13 protein-coding genes and 2 pseudogenes are annotated in these 22,224 nt (G+C 38.1%); 4 read left to right on the top strand and 11 right to left on the bottom strand.

Annotated elements, in window-relative coordinates; all coding sequences use genetic code 11:
- Positions 1 to 26: 26 nt before the first annotated feature.
- Entirely contained in the window at positions 27 to 1,811 is a 1,785-nt protein-coding gene (uvrC, locus tag HMPREF3112_RS03885; RefSeq protein WP_037600702.1) for an excinuclease ABC subunit UvrC, read from the bottom strand.
- 71 nt (positions 1,812 to 1,882) lie between these two features.
- Complete coding sequence (locus HMPREF3112_RS03880) at positions 1,883 to 2,578, bottom strand: pyrimidine 5'-nucleotidase PynA (RefSeq protein WP_060933716.1); 696 nt, start codon at positions 2,576 to 2,578, stop codon at positions 1,883 to 1,885.
- A gap of 275 nt (positions 2,579 to 2,853) precedes the next feature.
- On the opposite strand from HMPREF3112_RS03880, the gene sdaAB reads away from it, so the two are divergent.
- Together sdaAB and sdaAA are read left to right on the top strand one after the other, a co-directional pair.
- A complete protein-coding gene (sdaAB, locus tag HMPREF3112_RS03875) occupies positions 2,854 to 3,525 on the top strand; it encodes an L-serine ammonia-lyase, iron-sulfur-dependent subunit beta (RefSeq protein ID WP_002885347.1) in 672 nt (223 codons plus the stop codon).
- Positions 3,526 to 3,537: 12 nt separating this feature from the next.
- Positions 3,538 to 4,407 carry an L-serine ammonia-lyase, iron-sulfur-dependent, subunit alpha gene (sdaAA, locus tag HMPREF3112_RS03870; protein ID WP_021147208.1) on the top strand — a complete coding sequence of 290 codons (870 nt, stop codon included), beginning with the start codon at positions 3,538 to 3,540 and terminating at the stop codon, positions 4,405 to 4,407.
- Positions 4,408 to 4,490: 83 nt separating this feature from the next.
- Here the strand turns inward: sdaAA and HMPREF3112_RS03865 are convergent, their stop codons facing one another.
- The 3 genes from HMPREF3112_RS03865 to HMPREF3112_RS03855 all read right to left on the bottom strand — a co-directional run bounded on the left by HMPREF3112_RS03865 (position 4,491) and on the right by HMPREF3112_RS03855 (position 10,223).
- Entirely contained in the window at positions 4,491 to 8,402 is a 3,912-nt protein-coding gene (locus HMPREF3112_RS03865) for a GH32 C-terminal domain-containing protein (RefSeq protein WP_070438219.1), read from the bottom strand.
- A gap of 254 nt (positions 8,403 to 8,656) precedes the next feature.
- The gene (locus HMPREF3112_RS03860) at positions 8,657 to 9,577 is read right to left on the bottom strand and encodes a DMT family transporter (protein ID WP_070438216.1); all 921 of its coding nucleotides are present in this window, start codon (positions 9,575 to 9,577) and stop codon (positions 8,657 to 8,659) included.
- 124 nt (positions 9,578 to 9,701) lie between these two features.
- Positions 9,702 to 10,223 carry an RDD family protein gene (locus tag HMPREF3112_RS03855; RefSeq protein WP_256262652.1) on the bottom strand — a complete coding sequence of 174 codons (522 nt, stop codon included), beginning with the start codon at positions 10,221 to 10,223 and terminating at the stop codon, positions 9,702 to 9,704.
- 217 nt (positions 10,224 to 10,440) lie between these two features.
- Between HMPREF3112_RS03855 and HMPREF3112_RS03850 the strand changes: the two genes are divergently transcribed.
- Positions 10,441 to 11,349 (top strand): helix-turn-helix domain-containing protein, encoded by a 909-nt coding sequence (locus HMPREF3112_RS03850; protein WP_070438211.1) that lies wholly within the window; start codon positions 10,441 to 10,443, stop codon positions 11,347 to 11,349.
- A gap of 87 nt (positions 11,350 to 11,436) precedes the next feature.
- Here the strand turns inward: HMPREF3112_RS03850 and HMPREF3112_RS10925 are convergent.
- Together HMPREF3112_RS10925 and HMPREF3112_RS03845 are read right to left on the bottom strand one after the other, a co-directional pair.
- Positions 11,437 to 11,535, bottom strand: a pseudogene (locus HMPREF3112_RS10925) (XRE family transcriptional regulator); the annotation flags it as partial.
- A gap of 177 nt (positions 11,536 to 11,712) precedes the next feature.
- Entirely contained in the window at positions 11,713 to 12,225 is a 513-nt protein-coding gene (locus tag HMPREF3112_RS03845) for an NAD(P)H-dependent oxidoreductase (protein WP_021143975.1), read from the bottom strand.
- 32 nt (positions 12,226 to 12,257) lie between these two features.
- On the opposite strand from HMPREF3112_RS03845, the pseudogene HMPREF3112_RS10920 reads away from it, so the two are divergent.
- Positions 12,258 to 12,454, top strand: a pseudogene (locus HMPREF3112_RS10920) (transposase); the annotation flags it as partial.
- 424 nt (positions 12,455 to 12,878) lie between these two features.
- Here the strand turns inward: HMPREF3112_RS10920 and HMPREF3112_RS03835 are convergent.
- The 4 genes from HMPREF3112_RS03835 to HMPREF3112_RS03820 form a co-directional block, all read right to left on the bottom strand.
- Entirely contained in the window at positions 12,879 to 19,448 is a 6,570-nt protein-coding gene (locus HMPREF3112_RS03835) for a S8 family peptidase (protein ID WP_070438208.1), read from the bottom strand.
- Between the two features lie 670 nt (positions 19,449 to 20,118).
- On the bottom strand, positions 20,119 to 20,580 hold the full coding sequence (locus tag HMPREF3112_RS03830; RefSeq protein WP_064520816.1) for a GNAT family N-acetyltransferase: 462 nt from the start codon (positions 20,578 to 20,580) through the stop codon (positions 20,119 to 20,121).
- Between the two features lie 38 nt (positions 20,581 to 20,618).
- Positions 20,619 to 21,404 carry an ABC transporter permease gene (locus HMPREF3112_RS03825; protein WP_070438205.1) on the bottom strand — a complete coding sequence of 262 codons (786 nt, stop codon included), beginning with the start codon at positions 21,402 to 21,404 and terminating at the stop codon, positions 20,619 to 20,621.
- Position 21,405: 1 nt separating this feature from the next.
- The gene (locus HMPREF3112_RS03820; protein ID WP_070438203.1) at positions 21,406 to 22,224 is read right to left on the bottom strand and encodes an ABC transporter permease; all 819 of its coding nucleotides are present in this window, start codon (positions 22,222 to 22,224) and stop codon (positions 21,406 to 21,408) included.

Raw genomic sequence — 22,224 nt, 5'->3', positions numbered from 1 at the left:
TTTCTGAGTTACTTGAAAAGTCTAACTTAATTGTTATCATTTAATTTATCTAACAGAGCCTCTGCTACTTTTTCAGGGATTCCAAGAGCTTGAATGTCTTCGGCACTGGCTTTTTGGATAGCTGTCATAGACTTGAAGTGTTTGAGAAGTTTTTGTTTGCGCTTAGGTCCTAACCCCTCCACGCCATCAAGTTTAGAACTGAAACTATTCTTACTACGGACTTGACGATGGAAGGTGATGGCAAAGCGGTGTACTTCATCCTGAATACGGTGAAGGAGGAAAAATTCCTCGGATTGACGTGGCAAATCAATGACTCGCAAAGGATCTCCAAAAAGCAATTCATTGGTTTGGTGCTTGTCATTTTTCTGAAGACCTGCAACTGGGATAGATAGATTGAGTTCCTTGCGAAGCACATCCTTGGCTACATTGACCTGACCTTGACCACCATCCATGATAATGAGGTCTGGTGGCGTTAGACCATCACGTTTGACACGACTATAGCGACGACGAATGACCTCACGCATACTGGCATAATCGTCAGGGCCTTCAACAGTCTTAATCTTGTATTTGCGGTACTCTTTTTTATTAGGTTTACCATTTTCAAAGACAACCATGGCAGAGACAGGGCTAGTTCCCATGATATTAGAGTTATCGAAAGACTCGATACGGACCGGTGTCGGAATCCCCATGAGTTTGCCTAGATTTTCAATAGCTCCTTGGGTCTTAGCCAAGTCTTTTTCGAGGAGATCAAATTTTTGGGTCAAACTGACGCGGGCATTTTTCGTCGCCAGATTAACCAACTGCTTCTTCTCTCCACGTTGAGGTTTAAAGACCTTGACCTCATCTCCAACTAGAGCCTCAACAGACTCTTGATCAATGTCTCCTGGAATGAAAATCTCCTTAGGCTTGAGATGACGACTATCCAGATAAAACTGACCCATATAGGTTAGGAAATCTTCCTCAGCATCATTATAATAAGGGAACATATTGACATCACGCTGAATGAGTTTCCCTTGGCGAACAAAGAAAACCTGAACACACATCCACCCCTTATCCACGTAGTAACCGAAGATATCACGGTCCTGCATGTCTTGACGGATAACCCTTTGCTTGGTCCTAAGCGTCGAAACCGCCTCAATCAAATCGCGATACTCCGCAGCACGCTCAAACTCCATCTGGTCAGACATATCCTTCATCTTGGCCTTAAGCTGATTAACGATTTTATCATCATGACCGTTTAGGAAATTCTTGACATCTTCAACCAAACCTTGCCAATAGTCCTCAGTGGTGTGACAGATGGTGTGGGCATTACATTGGCCAATATGGTAATAGAAACAGACCTTATTGGCCGGATTTTTACATTTCTTAAAGGGGAAAATACGGTCCAAAAGCTTCTTGATTTCATTGGCCGCACCAGAGTCTGGGTAAGGACCAAAATAGAGACCGCCATCCTTCTTAACCTGGCGGGTAATCAAGAGCCTTGGATAGAGCTCCTTAGTAATCTTGATAAATGGATAAGACTTGTCATCCTTGAGGCGGATGTTGAATTTAGGCATATTCTCTTGGATAAGATTAATTTCCAAAAGCAGGGCCTCAATATTGGACTCGGTTACGATAAATTCAAAGTCTGCAATCTCAGATACCAAAAGCTCCGTCTTAGTATCATGACTTCCACGAAAATAGCTACGCACACGATTTTTTAGATTTTTAGCCTTACCGACATAGATAATATTGCCGAATTTGTCCTTGTGGAGATAGCACCCCGGGTTGTTTGGGAGCAATTCCAGCTTATGTTTAATCAGATTATTCATGCTTTCATTGTAGCAAAAAAAGAGCTGAAAAGCTCTTAATAGTCATGGGTAAATACAATTTGAAAAGAGGTCTATTTGCTCAAAATCGTCAAAATTTCTTGGTAGTTTTTGACTTGATAGGTTGGAACAGCTGGAGTCTCATTAACCAAACCTTTTGGATTAAACCAAATGCTGTCAATTCCTGCATTATTACCACCTTGAATATCAGCAGTTAGACTATCACCAATCATGAGGGCCGAATCGGGATGAAAGTCATTCACCTGATCCGCAATTTTTTCAAAAAAGTCCGTAGACGGTTTGTGGGCACCCACTTCATCTGAAATGAAAATATCGTCGAAGAAAGGCAAGATGCTTGAGGCTTGCAGACGACCACGTTGGATGTAGCTAACACCATTAGTTGCTGCATAAATCTTGTGACCGCGATTTTTAACGTTCGATAAGAAAGCATGGGCCTGAGGCAACTCCTGCCCCTGTTGGCTCAAGAAATGCTGGTAACGGCCAGCTAAGTGTCTGCCATCAACCTCCTGTCCAAAATGCTCAAAAAGACGAGAAAAGCGAGTGCGAAGCAATTCCGGCTTAGTGATTAAACCATGATTGAGATCTTCCCACATGGAACGATTCATGGGGATATAGTGATCCTTGTAAACTTTAAGATCTCGTGAAGCCACCCCAGCTTCTTCAAGAAGGTAGGTCAAAGCCAAATCTTCAGCACGGTCAAAATCTAGGAGGGTGTGGTCAAGGTCGAAAAGTAAATGCGTGTAGGTCATGGTATATCCTTTCTAACTGGAAATCTTTAGGCTCTATTTTACCACAATCCAGCTATATATAAACAAAGAAACACAAAAGGGCGACCCGCAGGCCACCCTCTCAGATTTATGAAAAATAAGTATTGCTTACTTAATAGACTGCTATTATATCCATTGAACCTTAAAGAAAGCTTAAAGTAGCTTATTTTTTTGATTCTATAGATTTTTACTTAAACAGCGAATCTCTTTAATTCGTGGTATACTGAAAATACAAGATTAATCAAACGAGGCGTGTTATGAAAAATTTAAAATTTCAATCCGTTTTTGACATCATCGGACCTGTCATGGTCGGGCCTTCCTCTAGTCATACTGCAGGAGCTGTTCGTATTGGCAAGATTGTTTCTGCCATCTTTGGTGAGACACCGACTGAGGTAGAATTTCAACTTTTTAATTCCTTTGCCAAAACCTATCGAGGTCACGGGACTGATGTGGCTCTAGTAGCTGGTATTTTAGGTATGGAAACGGACGACCCTGACATCCCACGCGCTCTGGATATCGCATACGAAAAAGGCATTAAGGTCTACTGGAAAATTAACAAGGATAGTAATGCGCCACACCCCAATACGACTCGTATCACCTTAAAAAATGCTACAAAAACCATTTCTGCCACAGGCGTTTCTATCGGTGGAGGAAATATCCAAGTAACTGAACTCAATGGTTTTGCGGTCAATCTCAAGATGAATACACCGACTCTCATCATTGTCCACCAAGACGTTCCAGGAATGATTGCCCTTGTCACAGATATTTTGTCGCGTTATGGCATCAATATCGCCCAAATGACTGTTACTCGGGAAAACGCCGGTGAAAAGGCCATTATGATTATCGAAATTGACTCGCACCAGTGTGATGAGGCCGTCACTGAAATCGCTAGAATTCCTCATCTACATAATGTCAACTTTTTCAGCTAAGAGGGGGATTGCATGTTTTACACTATTGAAGAATTAGTTCAACAAGCTGACCGAGATTACCAAGGTAATATCGCCAAACTCATGATTGCTACAGAGACAGAGCTAACTGGACGGGAACGTCCTGAAATCCTAGCTCTGATGGCTCGAAATCTTGAAGTGATGAAGGAGTCTGTTCAGGCTGGTTTGTCTCCTGAGAAATCACCAACTGGCTTAACCGGGGGAGACGCTGCCAAACTGGATGCCTATATCAAAAATGGAAAGACCTTGGCTGATTCTGCCGTCTTAGGTGCTGCTAGAAATGCCATGGCAGTCAATGAATCTAACGCCAAGATGGGCTTGGTTTGTGCCACACCAACTGCTGGATCAGCTGGTTGTCTACCTGCTGTTCTTACAACTGCTATCGAAAAACTGGGCTTAACCGAATCACAACAATTGGATTTTCTCTTTACTGCTGGTGCATTTGGCTTAGTCATCGCAAATAATGCCTCGATATCTGGTGCCGAGGGAGGCTGCCAAGCTGAAGTCGGTTCCGCCTCTGCTATGGCTGCTGCCGCTATTACAATGGCTGCTGGTGGAACACCTTTCCAAGCCAGCCAGGCCATCTGCTTTGTGCTTAAGAATATGTTGGGACTCATTTGCGACCCTGTAGCCGGATTGGTTGAGGTCCCATGTGTCAAACGTAATGCTATGGGGGCAAGCTTTGCCCTAGTAGCTGCTGACATGGCCTTGGCAGGCATCACATCAGCCATTCCAGTCGACCAGGTCGTTGATGCTATGTATCAGGTTGGTTCAGCTATGCCAACTGCCTTCCGTGAAACTGCTGAAGGTGGCTTAGCAGCAACTCCAAAAGGAAAGGCACTAGCAAAAGAAATTTTTGGGTAATTTTTAGTAAAAAACAAAAAAACTTAGAAGCTTTCATACTTCTAAGTTTTTTCTTCTTACATAGCCTTTTCAACGTTTTGATTTTAGCTGAATAGCCATTTTGTCAAAAAGTGCCATGTTTCTTTGGCAATACTTGCAAGGAAGGTTGAGAGACTAAATGCGTTGAATTTTTTGAGGAGGTTCTCAACTAGTGGTGTGACAGTCTTAGGTGTTTCCACTGGAGCCTTACTTTCTTCTTGCTTACCAGTATTATCCTGAGATGAAGCTGGCACTGTGTTTGTACTGTCGTGACTATTATTTTGCCCAGTTGGTTCAGGCTCTGGAGCAATCTCAGGCTGATGCTCAGGTTCATCTGTTTTATTTTCCGAATTTGGCTCTGGACTAGGTTCTGGCTGAGGATCAGGTTTGATTGGTTCGTCAGTGGTGTCACTACTTGTGTTTGTCAGTTTTTCAGTAACGAAGAAGTTTTGGAATTCTACTGAACCATCCCAAAGACCGACACCTACATGGGCTTGATTGAAGTAATTATCCACAGCATCAAATTGATGATGGAGCACTTCCTTGCCATCGACATAGACTGTCATGGTGTCCTTGCCCTTTTCAACCTTGACGTGGTGGTATTGACCGTCATTGATAGCCTTATCCAAATGAGCTTCAGCGATGGTTTCACCACCAAAACGGAAGAGACGAACAGTATCATTGTCAGCAAATTGGACAGAGTAGGCACGACCTGGTTCTTCACGTTCCGCAGCTACAAAGAGGTTGACCAAACCATGTTGGTATTTGACATCGATATCATAGTCAAATTGCTTGAAGCCATTACTTTCATAGGCCATGAAGAAGTCATTGGCACTGACATTGCTATCGTAAAGGGTATCGTCATCAATATACCAATCACCAGTGACAGCCTTCAAACCTTTAAGGTTGGTTGCAAAATTGTTGAGCGTAATGTCAATATTAAAGGTCTTAGTCAATGATGGGTTTTCAACTGAAGTTGCTGTGACAGTGAGATGACCTTTGTGAAGGGCTTTGAGAGAAAGTTTATTGTCATGCTCAGTATAGGACACCAAACTTGGATCACTAACTGTCCATGTCACATCTTGCTCTTCAGAAGCCGGTGCCAGGTAAACTTGCAAGTCCTTACTTTGACCAACTTCAAGAGCCAAATGACCCGCAGCCGTGGTGTTCATAGCAACAGCCTTAGTAACTTCCTTCTTGTCAGTCCAAGTACTCTTAATTGGGTAGATAGCAATATTTGCTTTGGCTGGACCACCTTCAACCAAGACACTAGCGCCAACAGCTCTTGGGCTTGGGAAAATCTGATTAGCACCGGCTACCGTATTTCCCTTAGCAAAGACTTCTACACTAGCACGGTCCACATAAAGATGCAAGTCAATAGAACCATCTTCATTGCGAGTCACTTGTTGGCTATTAACCTTAGCAAAGGCATCTGAAAGGATAGTACCAGATTGGCTACGGTCAATTGATAAAGTTTCCTTAGTTAAATCGTAAATGACCTTAGTAGCTTGACCATCACCAACGCGAAGATTAAATCCAACTGCTGTCGTGTCCTTACTTGGTACAAAGTGGGAAACCACTTCATAAGTGTCACCTTTAAAATCTTTAAGCAACTCGTTATCAGAAGCTACTATGACATTTTCAAAATACTGGGCATTTTCTGTGTCACGAAGGCTTTCGTAGGCCTTAACTGGAGTTTGGGTTAAGATGTAACGGTCGCCCGATTTGATCAATCCAAGGTCAAGGTTAAGGTTAAAAGTACCATTAAATTTTTGACCAACAGTATCTGCAACCAGATTGCAATAATCTTCCCAAGTGTTCATCCAGTTAATTTCAGTCAATTGTGGGATGTTTGGATGGTCAGCTGTTCCAAAATCATGAACATAATAAGTCATGGCAGCATAGGAATCCTTACCAAAATTCAGGATTTCGTCATGGTCTTGGTAAACCTCATCAGCTACAAAGGCCCATTTGCCATCCACTTGTTTAAAATCACCAACCTTGTAAGAACGACCACCACGTGAGAGGACCCACTTGAGAGCCCCATCATTGGCCACAATCGGATAGAGGTCAGGACATTCCGTATGCAAATCCTTATAGGTCGTTTCCACTTGCCAGTTCTTTAAGTCTTGTGAAGAATAAATGCGGAGTGGACCACCTGCAAGGACCATAAACCATTGGTTATCCCAGCGGAAGACCTTAGGGTCACGGAAATCTTGGTTTTGAAGGGGATCCTGAGACCAGTCGGCAACTACCTTGTCATATTTTTGCCAAGTTCTCCCCTCGTCCTCACTGTAGGCAATTTCAATCCGTTGCCCATTACCATTTGAAGTGATAATAGCTACCAGACCACCTTCCGGAGATTTGAAGAGGCCTGAACTATTGGTACTATCAACCACGACAGAGCCTGAGAACATGTGACCTGTTGCATCTGGATAGAAGGCTATAGGCTCTTCATCCCAATGAAGCAAGTCTCGGCTGGTCGCATGGGCCCAGTGCATTGGCCCCCATTTGGTATCATCGTAAAATTGATAGAAGAGATGGTAACGTCCCTTGTAGAAGACCAAGCCATTAGGGTCATTAGCCCAGCCATCCTTGACAGAATAATGATACTGATCACGATAAAGCTCGTTGTAATACACATCATCACTCTGTCTGCGGTGGATATTAACACGATAAGTCAAGGTCACAGGACGGCCTAGTGAATCAGTCATACTACTTTCAATAATAAAGTAATTGGCACCTACAGCCACTGGCAATTGTGAAATATCTGTGTAAACATTTCCCTTGGCATCTTCTACCTTGATAACAGCATTTGGATTATGCTTAGTGATGTCAAAGCCTACTGTCTCTGCATTGTGTCCCACATATTGGATATGGAGTGGTTCTTCAGAGAAGAATTGGGCTTGTTTTTCAACAGATCCTGTTTTTGAGGTCACAACAAGATTGTCAATCAAAGGAAGACTGGCATCATCAAGATTAACATAGCGGGTGTTTTTGAAAATGACATTGGCATTCCAATTAAGAAGTCCAAAGTAACCTTCTGGAAGGACTTGAGGTTGACCCTTATCACTTTTTTGAAGAACAGCGTCGCCTGTACTTGCGACAAGCACATCATTGACATAGTAAGAAAGCCACTGATTAGCCGCAACTACTCTAAGATTGTAGGTTTCATCGGCAGTTGGTGTTACATCTTTTTCATCTACAAGTTGAATATCATGATTATTGACCCAACGCCAAAACTTAACCTTATGGTTACCAGAGTCTACGTTGACCCCGTACATATTTTTATCGCTACTATCATTGTTACCACGGAAAATGAGGGCAGCAGCACCACCAGCTTCCTTGAAGGTCACATCTGTTGAATAGATAAAATTCTTGCCCTCGGATTGAGAATAAAGGAAAGAGTCTCCCTTGTCTTTAGCTTCTGAATGAATACCGTCAGCCTGCATTTCCCAGTGACCATTTTGGTCTGCGGTCATCCCTTCTAGATTGGTAACCGCTTCATTATTAGGCAAATCCGTTTTTTCCGCTGTCACATGAACAGGACTGGTGCTATTCGTTACAACTGGAGATTGTTCTTGATTGGTCTGATTCAAATCGGCTTCTTGCGTTTGGTTAGTCACTTTCTCAGCCTCGCTAGCCTGTGTTTGTACTTCTTTTGACTGGTCAGGGCTAGGCTGAGTGGGATTCTCTTGAGCTGTTTGAGCAGATTCGGAAACAAGAGACGGGCTCGGCTCTACCACTTGGGGGACTTCCTTGGTCGTGCTAGGAGCAAGCTCCGCTTGAGGGGCAACTTGATGGTCAGTTTGAGCTACCACTTCTTGAGGTGTTGGGCTCACAGTTGCCTGTTCCACTTGGTCCGCATAGACAGGACCAGCCAGGGCCAAACCTGCAAAGCTTACCAAGGCACAGCCGTAGACCCAAGTCTTCCCACTTTTACGCATAAACCAATTTTTACAAACAGTATCATTCATGATTCTTCTCCTTCTTTAGAGTAACATTAAATGTTATCTCAGTTTTCATGAAAATTCAAAGTCAATACATTCGCCTTTATTAATAAGCCTATCAAAGTTTCCGGAAATATCTCTAGGATTTACATTAAAACGGTAAACGCTTACTTTTAATATCATTATATCACTATAATCTGAAAATACCATCTTTTTCTGTAATATTTTTCATATAAATGAAAAACTTCCGAATTTGCCATTCGAAAGTCCGTTCCTTATGCTTAATCTGAGCCTGTTAGCAGGCTATTTCCAATAATACCAATGGTTACAATAGCAATCCCAATGAATCCCAAAAGGCTAGGTAGACTATCTCCGAGGAAGAGGCAACCACCCAAGAGGGTAAAGAGAACTTCACCAGCCTGAGTGGCTTCAACCACTGCCAGTTGCTTATGGTTATGCTTAACTAGATTAGTCGCCTCGAAGAAAAGCAAGGTTGCGACAACCCCAGAAAAGACAGCCACAATTAAAGACTGTAAAATCTGTCCCCCTGATGGAAGCCCAGCATCTGCTACAGCAAAAACTGACAAAAGTAACCAAAAAAGCGTACTCATCAAGGTCATCCCAAACACACGCTGCGTCGTTGAAAGCTGATCCTGCTTACAGTGGACCATCATCTTACGATTGCCCAAAGGATAGGCAAAAGCGGCCAGTAAAATCAAGAGACTAGCACGGACCACACCGCTACCAAGACCACTACCAAAGTAAGGAATCTGGATGAGAATAATACCTAAAAGGATGACCAATGTCATAAGCAGTTGCTTACCAGGTACCTTCTGCCCAAAGAGAGGGGTCAAGAGCAGACTAGCTAGAATGGTAATCTGCCAAGTAGCCGCCACAAACCAGGACTCGCCATAAATGGAGGCTAGAGACAGGGGCCCATAAAAAAGCCCAAAACCAACCGTACTCCAGACCAACCAGGTCAAGGGTGCTTTCTTAATGGCAGCGAGTACACCTGCCAGCTCACCCTTACGCCAGGCCAAAACAGCCAGCATAGGCAAACTAAACAAGTAACGTAGACTAGCACTCCACATCCAAGACCCACCCGAAAGATTCATACTTCGATTAAATATAAAGGTAAAAGCAAAAAAGAGAGCACCCAGAATACCATACCAAAGCGCCCTCGCAAATTGAGATTGTTTCATAACTGTAAACTCCTATAATTATTCTATTGTACATTATTTGCAGCAATAAAAAAAGGAGGTCATCATAATGACTTCCTTTAATCGTATACAGTTTTCCTTAAGAATCAAGTAAGCAACCTGTATCTTAGTCACCTCTTAGCTGTACTTGTGTACGGGCTAGTAGGTCTCCCAGATGTCTCTTATCTTTCCGAAACATCGTCATTACCAGTAGCAAAACTGCGAGTAGAGTCGCTGAAAACGAGAGGATAATGGATAACACATCAAAATCACTATATAAGCCATGAATCGTGCCCATATGACCGAGTTGCCAAGGTAAAAATTTGATGACATTTCTAATCAAGCTAGCCTGCACTGTTTTTTTCTGGTAGACCAGTTCAAGTCCAGCTTTTACCTTCCCAAAACTGCCATCATTTTTATAATCCAAGAATGTGAAAAGGAGCGTGATTGGCAAAACAGAGGTGAAAAATACAAGCCACTGCGACTGAATTTCTGTAAACTCTGGGACACCATTAAAAAAGATGATGTAAATAAGCATCGAACTTAAAAACAGAAGAACTAAATAAGCTAGAATGAAAAGATAATCAAAGAGAAATTCAATCATTCTTTTTTTAAACGGAATAGGGTTTATTGCTATAATTTTCATCATCGTCTCCCCCTTTCTCATCTCCTATTATAACATTTTTAATATTCTAAATAATATTTGAGAAGAAAATCTGCTGGCTAGCACCCTCGCAAATTGAGATTGTTTCATAATTGTAAACACCTGTAGATTCTATTATACACTACTTCTATTATGGCTTTTGGACTTTATTTCAATTTTACGTTATATTATTATTTAAAATCTAAATCATAAGGAATTATGTATGTCAGAAGATATTAAAATCAAGATTGGAAAAAGAATTCGTGAAGAACGTGAACGTCAAGGGTTAACACGTGAGCAAGTTTGTGATACCGAAGAAGAATTAACCGTCAAACAACTGATGAGAATCGAGCTCGGTCGCTCATTACCAACCATTGTCAAACTGCAATACATCAGTGATAAATTGGGTGTTTCCCTCAACTTTTTGTTAGGTGAAACAAAACTAGACATTCCTGAAGACTATTATCATGCTAAATATAAACTCATGAAGTCTCCTGTCTATGGCGATTCTGAACGTATCAAGAAAAAACTACAAGATATTGAAGAACTTTATGAAAAATATATTGATATTCTACCAGAGGACGAACTTCTAACCATTGATATCATTGAAAGAACCCTGAATTTTATGACTGAAGGTGAAGAGGATGCTATCGAAACTATCTTTGAAGACTATCTGACTCAAGTTTTGAAGAAAGAAGCATATTCCTTAAATGACCTCTTACTAATTAAATACTATACCTTTCAATGTCAAGTTGGTGACTATGATAAAGAGATTGTTGAAAGTTTTCGATGTAAATTAATTAATCAAGAATTACAAGGGGAAGAGTTAGTTAATGTTGAACTACTTGGAGCATTGTCAACTATAGGTGGAATCTATGTTATGCATCATGATTATAGAAATATGAAAACTATTGTCGATAAAATGCATACTGTTATCGATAAGACTCTACAACATGCTTACAAACCCGCTGTACTTATTTTTGAAGCGAAATATTATCTGTTCTATGAGAACAACAGAGATAAAGCGGCTGAGCTCTATAATACGGCTACCGTACTAGCTGAAGCTTTTGGTGACCAAGTCTTCATCAAAAATCTTAAAATGGAAATGGAAAAAGATTTAAACATAAAATAGAAAATATATCATCAACATTTTAAACATGATTCATTCCAAATGTAATAACTACCAAAGAAGCATCTGAAGTTAAACTCAGATGCTTCTTATCTTTCCTGAATATCGTTGAGTAAACGAAAGTTTTTCGGCAACGAATTTTTGAGTGAAATCATTGTCTTCTCTCAAATCCCTTAAACGTCGGTACATCAATCTTTCTCCTAAGGAAAAGTATAGAGGAAAAATTTTATGTATTGTCCTAATTGGACAATATGAAATATACTCAATAATATCCACTAGTATTCAAGTATATTGATTGATGCTTTATTGTTTGAAACAGAAAAATAATAAAGTATATTCCATTTATAGAGGGTTGATATGTCTTATTTATATTATTTGTAGGTATTTATTTACTTTATTTGATAATAACTCTTGATCCATGTTTAAAGTACCAGTTATGATAAGAGGTTCCAGAAATGTTAGACCTGTCAAATACTGAATCGTAGTGATAGGCTTTAAAATCTCTTCAATTGTTACATGGAAGCGGCCGTTTCTCGTGTAGTCATCTTGCCCAGCTCCAAAACTAGCTACCAACATGACTTCCTTGCCTTGTAAGGCAGTACCAGTCGAACCATAGGCCCAACCGTATTCAAAAACAACGTCAAACCACTGTTTCATGAGGGCTGGCGTTTGGTACCAATAAATTGGGAACTGGAGTACAATGCGATCACTTACCTCTAGAATCTTTTGCTCCGTTTTGACATCAATGTCAAAATTGGGATACAGTTGGTACATATCTCGCACATCATAACCAGCTCCAGCAGCAGCTGTTGCCAGTTCTTTATTAATGCGTGAGCCCGTTTTTAATTGAGGGTGAAATGTAAAAATTGTGGTTTTCATATCGTTTCTCTTTCTTATCTTAATTATGCTTGACCTTCCTTAGACACAAACCATACATCAAAAACGCACTAGAAACACATTACTCAAATGCAAAATTGGAGGGGACCAATAAGCTTATCAAAGACATCAAACGTCTGGGCTTCGGTTTTAGAAACTTTATTAACTTTAGGAAGTGTGTTTTCATCACTCTGAACATAAAAAAAGAGAAGACCTATCAGGTCCTCTCTAGATGTTAGCTTTTCGTCACCCACTACAGTTGACAAAGAGCCATATTTAACCTGTCTACTTGACAGGGGGCATATCAATAGCGGGTGGTTTATTTGTTTCGCACCTTCGGAGCGAAACGGACTAATAGTCACATAATAAAAAGGAATTAAGCAACCAAACGCTACTTAATTCCTTGAAATTATCTCATCACCTCTATTAGCCTTTAAATTTTGATAGACTCTATTTTCTAATTAATATGACCAATATTGTCAATACTAACCCTTTCAATCAATTCATTAGTTGTCGAAACTAAGTACATTAATAAATCCAAAAAGAGTATCAATAGTAAAGTAAACTAAATAATTGAGTTATAAATGGCTATTTTCACAAAACTGTTTCATCATCACACTATCTCAGTACACAAACCATTTTTCTATAGCTTTGTCTTAATCTTGATCTTTTTTCTTTAATCCAAGAAACGCACCTAAGGTAAACATTATTCCGGCAACTAATGACATGAAGACTTCGCTAACTGTTCCGGTTTTTGGCAACCTATCATTGTTAGTAGTTGATTTACTATCAATATTGGTATGTTTATTATCTATGTTCTCTGGTTCATTAAGATAAACTTCCTTCTTATTTTCAAAGTTTTTATCATTTTCATCAGGAACTTTAGCTGTGACATCCTTAGTTGAATCAGATTTGTGTGAATGATTTTCTCTTTGTAAATCCTCCTTTTTGTAATTTTCATCTAAGTGACTATGATTTTCTTGCACGTTATCTTTCTTTTTCGATACATCAAAAGTAGGTTTATTTTCCTCCTCCTTTTTCTCCTCTATTTTCTTGAATACAGGTTTTATAAGAGTATCTTTTGATACATTAATAACATAGCCAGCATCTTTTTTCCCTTCGACACCAGAAATTTCCCAGCCATCAAATTGATATCCTTTTTCTAATTCACCCTTATAGACAGGTAAAATGAAATCTTCTTCCGACACTATCGTTGAACTCATTTCTTTTCCATTTTGAATGGTCACAGTTACCGTATGAGGTTTTAGTTCGCTTACCTCTCCCGTATCTTTGTTTAAAATGAATTCTTTTACGGTTGTATTTCTTGCAAAATCTTTTACAACAATCTTAATGTTTAGTGTCTTATCTGTTAGTTGTTTAATATCATCAAATGATTTATATTCTTTTCCATTTACATAAATATGTTTGTCTTGAATCTCACCATCGAATCCATTATTTCTTTTATCATTGATATTAAAGACTACAGATTTTCCGTCAGCATATTCAATACTAGTATTTCCCTTAGGATCAATGTTTACTTCTGGTTTAACATTATCATATAAAAATTGATAGTGTACTCCAACCGCTTTCGCATTCAAATCGCTATAGCCAGTTTGAAGATAAACATTTCCATCCATATCTGTTACCTTATCTGGGAATCCGTTTGCTTTATAGTCTTTCATTCCCCAGTCCATGATGTCACCGTCTTTAACATTAAGCTTAATATTAAAATCTCTAGTGTTATCAATGTGTAAATCTCCGTAGATTAAATAATTATCTACAACCGATTCATTAACTCTCAACTCCCAGTTAAAACCACCCTTATCAGAAATCTTACCTCTTAAATAAAATTCTGGATTTCGTACATAAATTTTATTAGATTTAGATGGATTAAAGTAGTTCTTGTCCATTGAAAGATTTACTGGTTTTGCATCAATAAATAACATAGAGCCATCTTCTTTTATAGCTTCTACGTTGGACTCATCCTCCCCATGATACTCTTTATCATCTTTACCAAATAATACCAGTTTAGAAGAATCTGTTACAAGATTTCCATCTTTATCGATTGCCTCCCCTTTATCATTCATTTTAAAGGTAAACACTTGATATTTTACAATGTTAAAGCCATCCAAAGCCGACATTAATACTGATTGAGTACTTCTTCCATCTTCAACATTTCTACTATCAGCATAAATTATTTTTTCTGATAGGACTCTTAGATTAGGATTGGCCTTTTGTATTTTTGCTATATCTTCCTGGCTATAAACTCCATTTCCTTCTAACATATCCGTTTTTCCAGGATTATAGGTAGTCACTTTTAGTGCATAGCCTTTTCTTAGAATGATGTTATCCTTTAACAGATATTGTTGTTTTTCTGAATCAGAATAGATTTTACCAGATTCCATTTCCGTTAAATTGTTTGGTTTGTTCTTTGAAAGATCACCTTCTCCTAATTCTATTACATTCCCATAACTTGATGTATAGGGATATTCTGTTTTAGTTTCCTTATTTTTTTCAGGCATTCTAATTTTAGTTTCAGCTTTTATCTGATCATCATCTTTAACAAAGAATCTCATATCTCCTGCAAAAGCTAATCCATCCACAATATCATTAATATTAGCGTATAAATCAAATGTCATCGTTTTTGAGTGGGAATCATACTTAGTCGTTTTGATTTCTACAGAACTATAGTTATTGCCGTAATATACCTTGGCATTTTTAGAAACATTACTTATCTTTCCAAGAATTTCAAAGTGTCCATCTTTAGACGGGCTTAGAACACCATAAATTTTTGATTTGATTTCGTCAAGTTTTTCAGTTTCATATTGTAAGGCACTACCATCGTCATAAGCAATGATATTTCCCTTATCATCGTATTTATAATCGTATTCCTCTGTTCTCTTACCAGTTTCACTTGTAAAGTCATCAACTTCTCTAAATTTCTTTTTAATGAGTTTCTTTAAGTCTTTACTTTCAAAATCTCTAATTGTTGAAATAGTTTTATGAATAGTCAAGCTTGATTTTTCTTCGATAGACTCTTCATTTTCTTGATGATTTTCTTCCTCAGTTGTATCCTTTTTAAGACTATCCTCTTTTCTATTTTCTAAATTTTTAAATTTAGATTCGGAAATCTCGCCAAGCTTTTGGTATTTAGATGAATCTTGATCAGGATCTACTAGATAATAGGAAATCATCCCCTTTTCATCAGCATGATCAGCAAATTTAATTCTATGAATCTTTGTGAAATTGCTAGATCCATCTAATGCAATGACTTCAATGATTTTTCCTCTTAAATCTCCTGCACCATTAATTTCATAAATAGTATTTCCGTCTTTGTCTAGTTTCCTATTTCTTCCTTGACCCTCACCTGCATAAGTTACTTCAAGATTTTTCTCAACCTCTCCATCTTCATTAACCAGAGCGGCGCCTGCATACCAAACTTCGTTTGCAATCTCGTCAAATTTTTCAGGATGTTCTTTTTGATCTCTCGCAAATAAGGTTTCATTCTTGTATTGATCTTTTACCTTGTGATAAGTATCCTTTGTAATCAACTTAATTTTTTCAGGATTTGAAAAATCAACCGAAACAATCTTAGGGGCTGTATTATCAATTTTTACAGGAATATAGGAAACCTGCCATGGGTAATCTTTAGTTAATCTATATTTAAATTTATAGAAATATTGACCTTCTGCAATCGGTTCAAATTGTCCTCTTATCTTAGTAGCAGGATCTTTGGTATCCTTGCTTTCTGGTGCATTTTCTTCTCTACCTCTAGGGTTATAGATGAGTCCATCCCATTTCAAGTCGCTCCAAACTTTTAGCTTAGAAGATTTGATTCCCTTTGCATCATTTCTCTTAGAGTTTAAAATTCCTCTAATAAAGTGTTCTCTCGAAATGACTTTTAAGTCTCTTTGATTTTCTCCCTCTTTATTTGTATTTACTATTGAAATCAATCCTTCTTCTGCACTTCTTAATACAAGTGGAGAAGGTGTTAATCCTCTCCCAAGTTGAGCATCTTGAGGATTTCCATTTGAATCTAAAGGATAAATTTTAGCAATATTAGAACCACTTGATGATGGTGCGTTGATCCCTTCGTTATTGAAAGCAAACAATTCTGGATTTTGATCTAGGGATGTTGTATTTTTATCTTTTCTATTTTGTATAACTCCTGCTGGATTAAATTTATCTATACCTTCTCCACCAATCCCCTTATTTAAGGTTCCTGGAATTTTCGGTTTGCCATCATCATCATAACCTTCCATTGTTTTTGATTTTGAACCTTCTTCCCAGGCCCATTTATCAAGGATTGGTTCGTGGTTCCAATTCCCAGCAAATCCCATTAGAGGCATCGATAAAGAAGGTTGGAAGTTTATTTTCTTCCCGTTGGAGTTCAGAGCTTCCATTTCTTCCACTGACTCAAAATGAATAAATGATTCTACAAATTTATTTTTGTTTTTAGCCTCCCCAACATTTATAACCGCATTTAAATCAAAGCTAGAATTTGGACCTATAGTGAAAGTGTCATGCTCAAATGTAATATTTGCTCCTTTGATTTTTTCTGGGTGGATTTCTGGAACAATTTGCTTACCATCTGGAGATTTTTCATCTTTGTATGTTTCATCCAGTTTGAGTCTGTCAGTTAGAGCATCTGTAGTTATAGCAGATGCTGAAACTTTAAAGGTTAAAGGTCTGTTTGATGTATTGTGAAGCTTAATTGTAAAATATTTTTTATCTCCTTTTATTTCTTTAAGAGAAATAGAACCATAAGAGTTTACCAAACCTTTAGAATCCGTGTTTTTAAAAGTAGCTACGACTTCATTTCTCAAAGCATTGGCAACATTAATTAGCCCTGCTCCCTGTTGTCTAGGTGATGCAAAGTATTGACTTTTTTCTTTCCAAGAAGTTGCATCCATCATAGGGCGTGCAGTATTTTGTAGGGCTATTTTTGTAAGACTTGTAAGATCTATTTTGTCATCTCCCTTAAGATTTTTCAACACAGGTCTTTCAAGCATTTCCTTTAATTTTGGTCTAATCAAAACAGTAGAAGCTGCCACGATTGGAGTTGCCATACTAGTCCCTGACATATAACCATAAGTTGATTTCCCATTAATGACATTGAGAGTGGATTTAATATTTTTACCGGGTGCTGAAACATCTGGTTTTAAAAGTAAATCTATTCTTGGTCCCCAAGATGTGGACCCTGCTGGAACGATGATCTCTTCTTTATACAGTTCTTTGTCTGTGTCAGGTGAAAACTTAAAGTCAATCTCTTTTTCGTCACCTACATTCGGTTTATTAGAATTATAGCTTGCCATATCAATTGGGTAGTATTGCTCCAATTTATCTTTAAAATCTTCTTTATTATTCCTTTTAACCTCAGTTTTTTTATCAGGGTTAATCATGTTCCATAACTTTACACCATCATCTCCTGAAATTGAAAAAACTTGACTAGTAGTTCCTTCATCCTCCTCATATCCCATAGCTGGAAGCTCTGTCCAATTATCTCTATTGTAGTAATTTACAGTATTTACAACCATAATGCCACGTGCACCCTTATCCGTTGCACGTTTAAAAGCATTTTTTAACTCCTTTGTATAAATTCTATCCATTACTGCAATTTTGCCTCTAAGATCCAATCCTATCAAATCTTTGTCTCGCCCCTTGCCTATATATACAAATTTTAATTTACTAGAAGCTTTTGATCCATCTTCATTTGTTATGATTTTATTCTTATCGAAAAAGGCACCTATATTTCTGTATTTAAAACTTTCTCCACCTATGTTAACTTTATCAAACTCAACTGTTTGATTTTTAGCAGATGCGACTGCTATCGCATCTTCATGTGCTGCAGTTCGTGTTACATTTCCAGTGTCGGTCATTTTCAGATTATTATTTGCCACTAAATCCCATGAAGAACTTGAAGCAGAAGTCGCATAGTTACCCGTAGCTACAACCATTGGAATGCCTGCTTTTCTTAATGCTCTAATAGCTTGCCAATATTTCTCACCTACAAGACCTGTTCCTGTAAAGCCAGATGATATCGAAACAACATCGACATTGTGTTTGATCGAATCTTCAATAGCATGAAACATTGTTTCATCTCCTGCGAAGCCAGATCCTGCGTCAGAGTACATTTTATAAGAGAAAATCTGTGCATTAGGAGCAATTCCATCTATTCCGTTAAAGTTTTTAATATCTTTTTCAGTATCATTTCCCGCAAGAATCCCTGCAATATGCATCCCATGTGGATCAAAATAATCGCTTCCATCATCAGCTTTTTCTACAGTAATTTTACCACCATTATAATAATTGAAAGCATGAGGGATTTTATCACTCAACCAGAAATTTTTATCAGTACCTTTTAAGTCTTCTTTTTTAAATCTCATTGAGTCTTTAGCATCATCATCAATCCTCATGGCCTTATGCCTATAATCCGTTCCCGTATCGATATTTGAAATGACCATACCTCTACCATCAAAGTTTTTCCCAAATGGTGCATTGATAGATTTTAGGTAATCGATTGCCTCTTCAACTCCAATTTCTTTTCTAGCATGATTCATCATAGGTTGGACTTTTTGTGACCTTTCAACCGATGAAATACCTTCTATTAGTTTAATTATGTCCAGAGTATCTTTGGTTGTTTCAATAGCGCTACCGTTAAAAATTCTATCATAAGTATATAAAACTTTTGTATTCTTAAGATTTGATAGTTCCTTGATTGCTTTTTCTCCAGATTCTTTATCTTTAAATTCAGCAATATAGACAAGTTTATCCTCTTTTTTGGGACTTTCTGGGTCTTTACTTGCAGACGAGTCCGCTTTATCTCCTTGGGATTGATTGGAATTTTCTTCTTTGATTTTTGCTTCTTCATTGCTAGTGTTATTGTCTATCACAGGATTTTTACTAACAACTTCTTTTTCCTCAATATTGGAATTTTCTTCTTCATTGCTAGTGTTATTATCTATCACAGGATTTTTACTAACAACTTCTTTTTCCTCAATAATTGTTGTTTTCTTTTCTTCAGTATCCTTTGAAGTTTCTATAACATTATGAATATCTTCAAGTTTTTCTTTGTTTTCGTTTTGTTTACCTATTACTGTTTCTTTATCAGATATTTTTAAAGAATCTTCAGAACTAGGTGTATCTGCTAGGATTACCTCATTAGGGACATATGCTGCTAAAATAACTGCAGCTGTGGTTAATGACAATACTGTACTTTTTTTCATTTTAATTCCTTACATATTTATTTAACTTCCAATAGATAGTAAACTTTAACTTTGCTAGCATTTGTTATAAAAAGTTTTACTAATACTCTTCGAAGATCGCTTCAAACCGCGTCAACGTCGTCTTAGCGTATGTATGGTTACTGACTTCGTCAGTTCTATCTACAACCTCAAAGCAGTGCTTTGAGCAACCTGCGGATAGTTTTCTAGTTTGCTCTTTGATTTTCATCGAGTATAAGTATTATCTAGGAAATAGAGTAGTACATTTATATATAATTGTTAGCTCTCCAGAAAAATAGTATATCATTTAAAAAATTTAAGTCAAGAAAAATTAACTTACATTAATTTATTTTTTAATTAGCGTTAAAAGCTTTCGTAGTTAGCTGGGGTACATTATCAGAACATTCACACCATCAAAAATAGTAGCAATCAACTTAAAGCACTAGCAACATCACAAAGTCAAACATCATTAATGAAATATCAGCGCTATTAAACAATATAAAAAACCGCTAAGAATAAGACTTAACGGTTATCTTCTACATATCTATTTTTTCAAATCCTCAGTCGTTTATCTACCTATAACCTAGACTTTACGAGTGCCTTGCTCTACCAACTGAACTAAATTGGCTAACACTTTTATAGTATGGCACTCTCAATTTTTTGTCAGGAAGTTTTAAACGATTTTCTTTATCAAAATCTGGCAAGGATTCTGGGGATCCCATAGTTGAGGAAAAATCTCTAATTTTTTAAAACCAACACTTCGATAAAAGACATTTGTTCGATCATAATCTTTATTAGAGCCTTCTGCTACTGTTTTCACTTGTAAATAATCAACGTTTTTGCGTGCTTCACTTTCTAAAGTAGCAAGCAATTGACTCCCAATTCCTCTACCTTGATGAGCTTTTTTTACACCGAGACAATCAATCTCTGCACAATCTTCACTAGAATAGGACAAGCTCACAAAGCCAAGCAAATTACTCTCCTGAAAGGCGGCCCACACTTGCAAGTCCTTGGCTCCTTCGATGTAGGCTTGCGTGCTTTCAGGTATTCCAAACCATTCTGGCAAATCCTTTAAAACCTCATCAACAACTGCCATTTTTTGATCTTCATCCTTGACTTCTTCAATTGTAATCATCATAAGTTCCTTTCTTGATTTTAGTCTTACTTTCCCCCTTACGAGCCAGCACTTTCGTAGGCATCCAAGCCCCTATCCCAGAGTTTGAGGGAAATGAAAAAGAAGACAAGGGAAATCAGAATCAAACCACCGATATTAAAGAGCCCATTCTTACCCTGCAAGAAATAACTGGCAGGATAGTAAGCCGTAAAGGCAAATGGCACGATAAAACTGATCAACCAACGAAGGAGCGAATTGTAAATGGAAATCGGGTACTTGGCAAAATCATTGAACATATAAAAAATATAAATCATGGCACCTGACTGCTTGGTCCAAAAAGCGATGCTGGCTGTCGCGATTTTTAAAGAAGTGTAAATCAAGGTCGCAAAAGGAATACAAACTAGGAAAAGCAAGAATTTTGGAAGCGTCCAAGCAATGCTTGATACTGTTGTTCCCAATAGAATGCAACCGACCAAAAGTTCCCCCAAGGCATCAATCTGAAAGGTCTCAACCAGAATATGAAAGAGAGGGTTGATAGGACGAGTCAAATACTTGTCAAACTCCCCTTTTCGAACTAGTCGTTGACCTAAGGCCCAGAGATTGTCAAAAAAGAGATGATCTAATCCCTTGGGAATTAAGGAAAATCCATAGATAAAGGCAATCTCTTGAAAAGTCCAACCTTCTAGGGATGGGATATGTTGAAAGATAACATTGAGAAACAAGAGGTTCAGACCTTGAGTCAGAAAGACTCCCAAGACACCTACTACAAAATCAAACTTGTATTCCATGATTTGCTTGATGTATTGTCTGATAAAAATCAGATGCATGCGTTGATATTTTTTCATACTAACCTCCTTGAATAGTGATAAATGACTGGACTCGTTTCCAAATCAACTGAGACAAGCCCACCATCACTATAAGCCAGAAGAACTGGAGCAAAAGCGCTTGAAGAATCTGACTGGCATCGTATTTCCCAACAATGATCATAACCGGAGTGTAAATCAAGGATGAAAAAGGCAAGAAGGAGAGAATAGCTGAAACCACCTTTGGAAAGAAAGCCAAGGGAATCAAACTTCCAGACATAAAGGCCACTATGGAAGTCTTGAGTAGATTGGAACCCCAAAGATTTTTAAAGACAAATGCTGAAAATCCAAAGCAGATGTTAAAGAAAAAGTTAATCAGATAAGCCAGAGTTAAGCTAAAGAGATAAAGGACAGTTAATCCCAGCACTTCTACAATACCTTGCCCAGATAAGATTTTCATCAAAACAATGACACTTAAAAATGGCAGTCCAACAGAGATAAAAATCAACCACTTGGAGCCAAGTTCGGTGAAAAGGTAGGAGGCCGCAAAATGCACTGGTCGCAACAAACGCATGATAATGGAGCCATCCTTGACCTCCTCCCCAATCATAAAGGAGCTATCAGACCTGGTCAAAAGATTAGTCACAAAACTCATGATGATGTAGAGGGTGATATCCGCCATACTAAAGCCCTGAATCAAAGGCTCCTGGGAGGAGTAAAAGACAGCCTTCCAGAGATAGAAAGCCACAAAAGCCCCCATGACATCACCAATCCGATAAAGAATAAAGTTGACTCGATAGGTAATCAACTCCTGAATCCCTGCATTGATAAAGGGTTTATAACGTCTCCACAATTTGACCAT

Source organism: Streptococcus sp. HMSC10E12 (assembly GCF_001807855.1).
In the GTDB taxonomy this organism is placed as follows: domain Bacteria; phylum Bacillota; class Bacilli; order Lactobacillales; family Streptococcaceae; genus Streptococcus; species Streptococcus salivarius.
Note: the sequence above shows the minus strand (reverse complement) of the source record. Positions and strands in the feature narration are given on the sequence as shown.

Bases quoted from the DNA above. Each gene is read 5' to 3' on its own strand.
- uvrC (WP_037600702.1), bottom strand. From the start codon at position 1,811: ATGAATAATCTGATTAAACATAAGCTGGAATTGCTCCCAAACAACCCG.
- HMPREF3112_RS03880 (WP_060933716.1), bottom strand. From the start codon at position 2,578: ATGACCTACACGCATTTACTTTTCGACCTTGACCACACCCTCCTAGAT.
- sdaAB (WP_002885347.1), top strand. From the start codon at position 2,854: ATGAAAAATTTAAAATTTCAATCCGTTTTTGACATCATCGGACCTGTC.
- sdaAA (WP_021147208.1), top strand. From the start codon at position 3,538: ATGTTTTACACTATTGAAGAATTAGTTCAACAAGCTGACCGAGATTAC.
- HMPREF3112_RS03865 (WP_070438219.1), bottom strand. From the start codon at position 8,402: ATGAATGATACTGTTTGTAAAAATTGGTTTATGCGTAAAAGTGGGAAG.
- HMPREF3112_RS03860 (WP_070438216.1), bottom strand. From the start codon at position 9,577: ATGAAACAATCTCAATTTGCGAGGGCGCTTTGGTATGGTATTCTGGGT.
- HMPREF3112_RS03855 (WP_256262652.1), bottom strand. From the start codon at position 10,223: ATGATGAAAATTATAGCAATAAACCCTATTCCGTTTAAAAAAAGAATG.
- HMPREF3112_RS03850 (WP_070438211.1), top strand. From the start codon at position 10,441: ATGTCAGAAGATATTAAAATCAAGATTGGAAAAAGAATTCGTGAAGAA.
- HMPREF3112_RS03845 (WP_021143975.1), bottom strand. From the start codon at position 12,225: ATGAAAACCACAATTTTTACATTTCACCCTCAATTAAAAACGGGCTCA.
- HMPREF3112_RS03835 (WP_070438208.1), bottom strand. From the start codon at position 19,448: ATGAAAAAAAGTACAGTATTGTCATTAACCACAGCTGCAGTTATTTTA.
- HMPREF3112_RS03830 (WP_064520816.1), bottom strand. From the start codon at position 20,580: ATGATTACAATTGAAGAAGTCAAGGATGAAGATCAAAAAATGGCAGTT.
- HMPREF3112_RS03825 (WP_070438205.1), bottom strand. From the start codon at position 21,404: ATGAAAAAATATCAACGCATGCATCTGATTTTTATCAGACAATACATC.
- HMPREF3112_RS03820 (WP_070438203.1), bottom strand. From the start codon at position 22,224: ATGGTCAAATTGTGGAGACGTTATAAACCCTTTATCAATGCAGGGATT.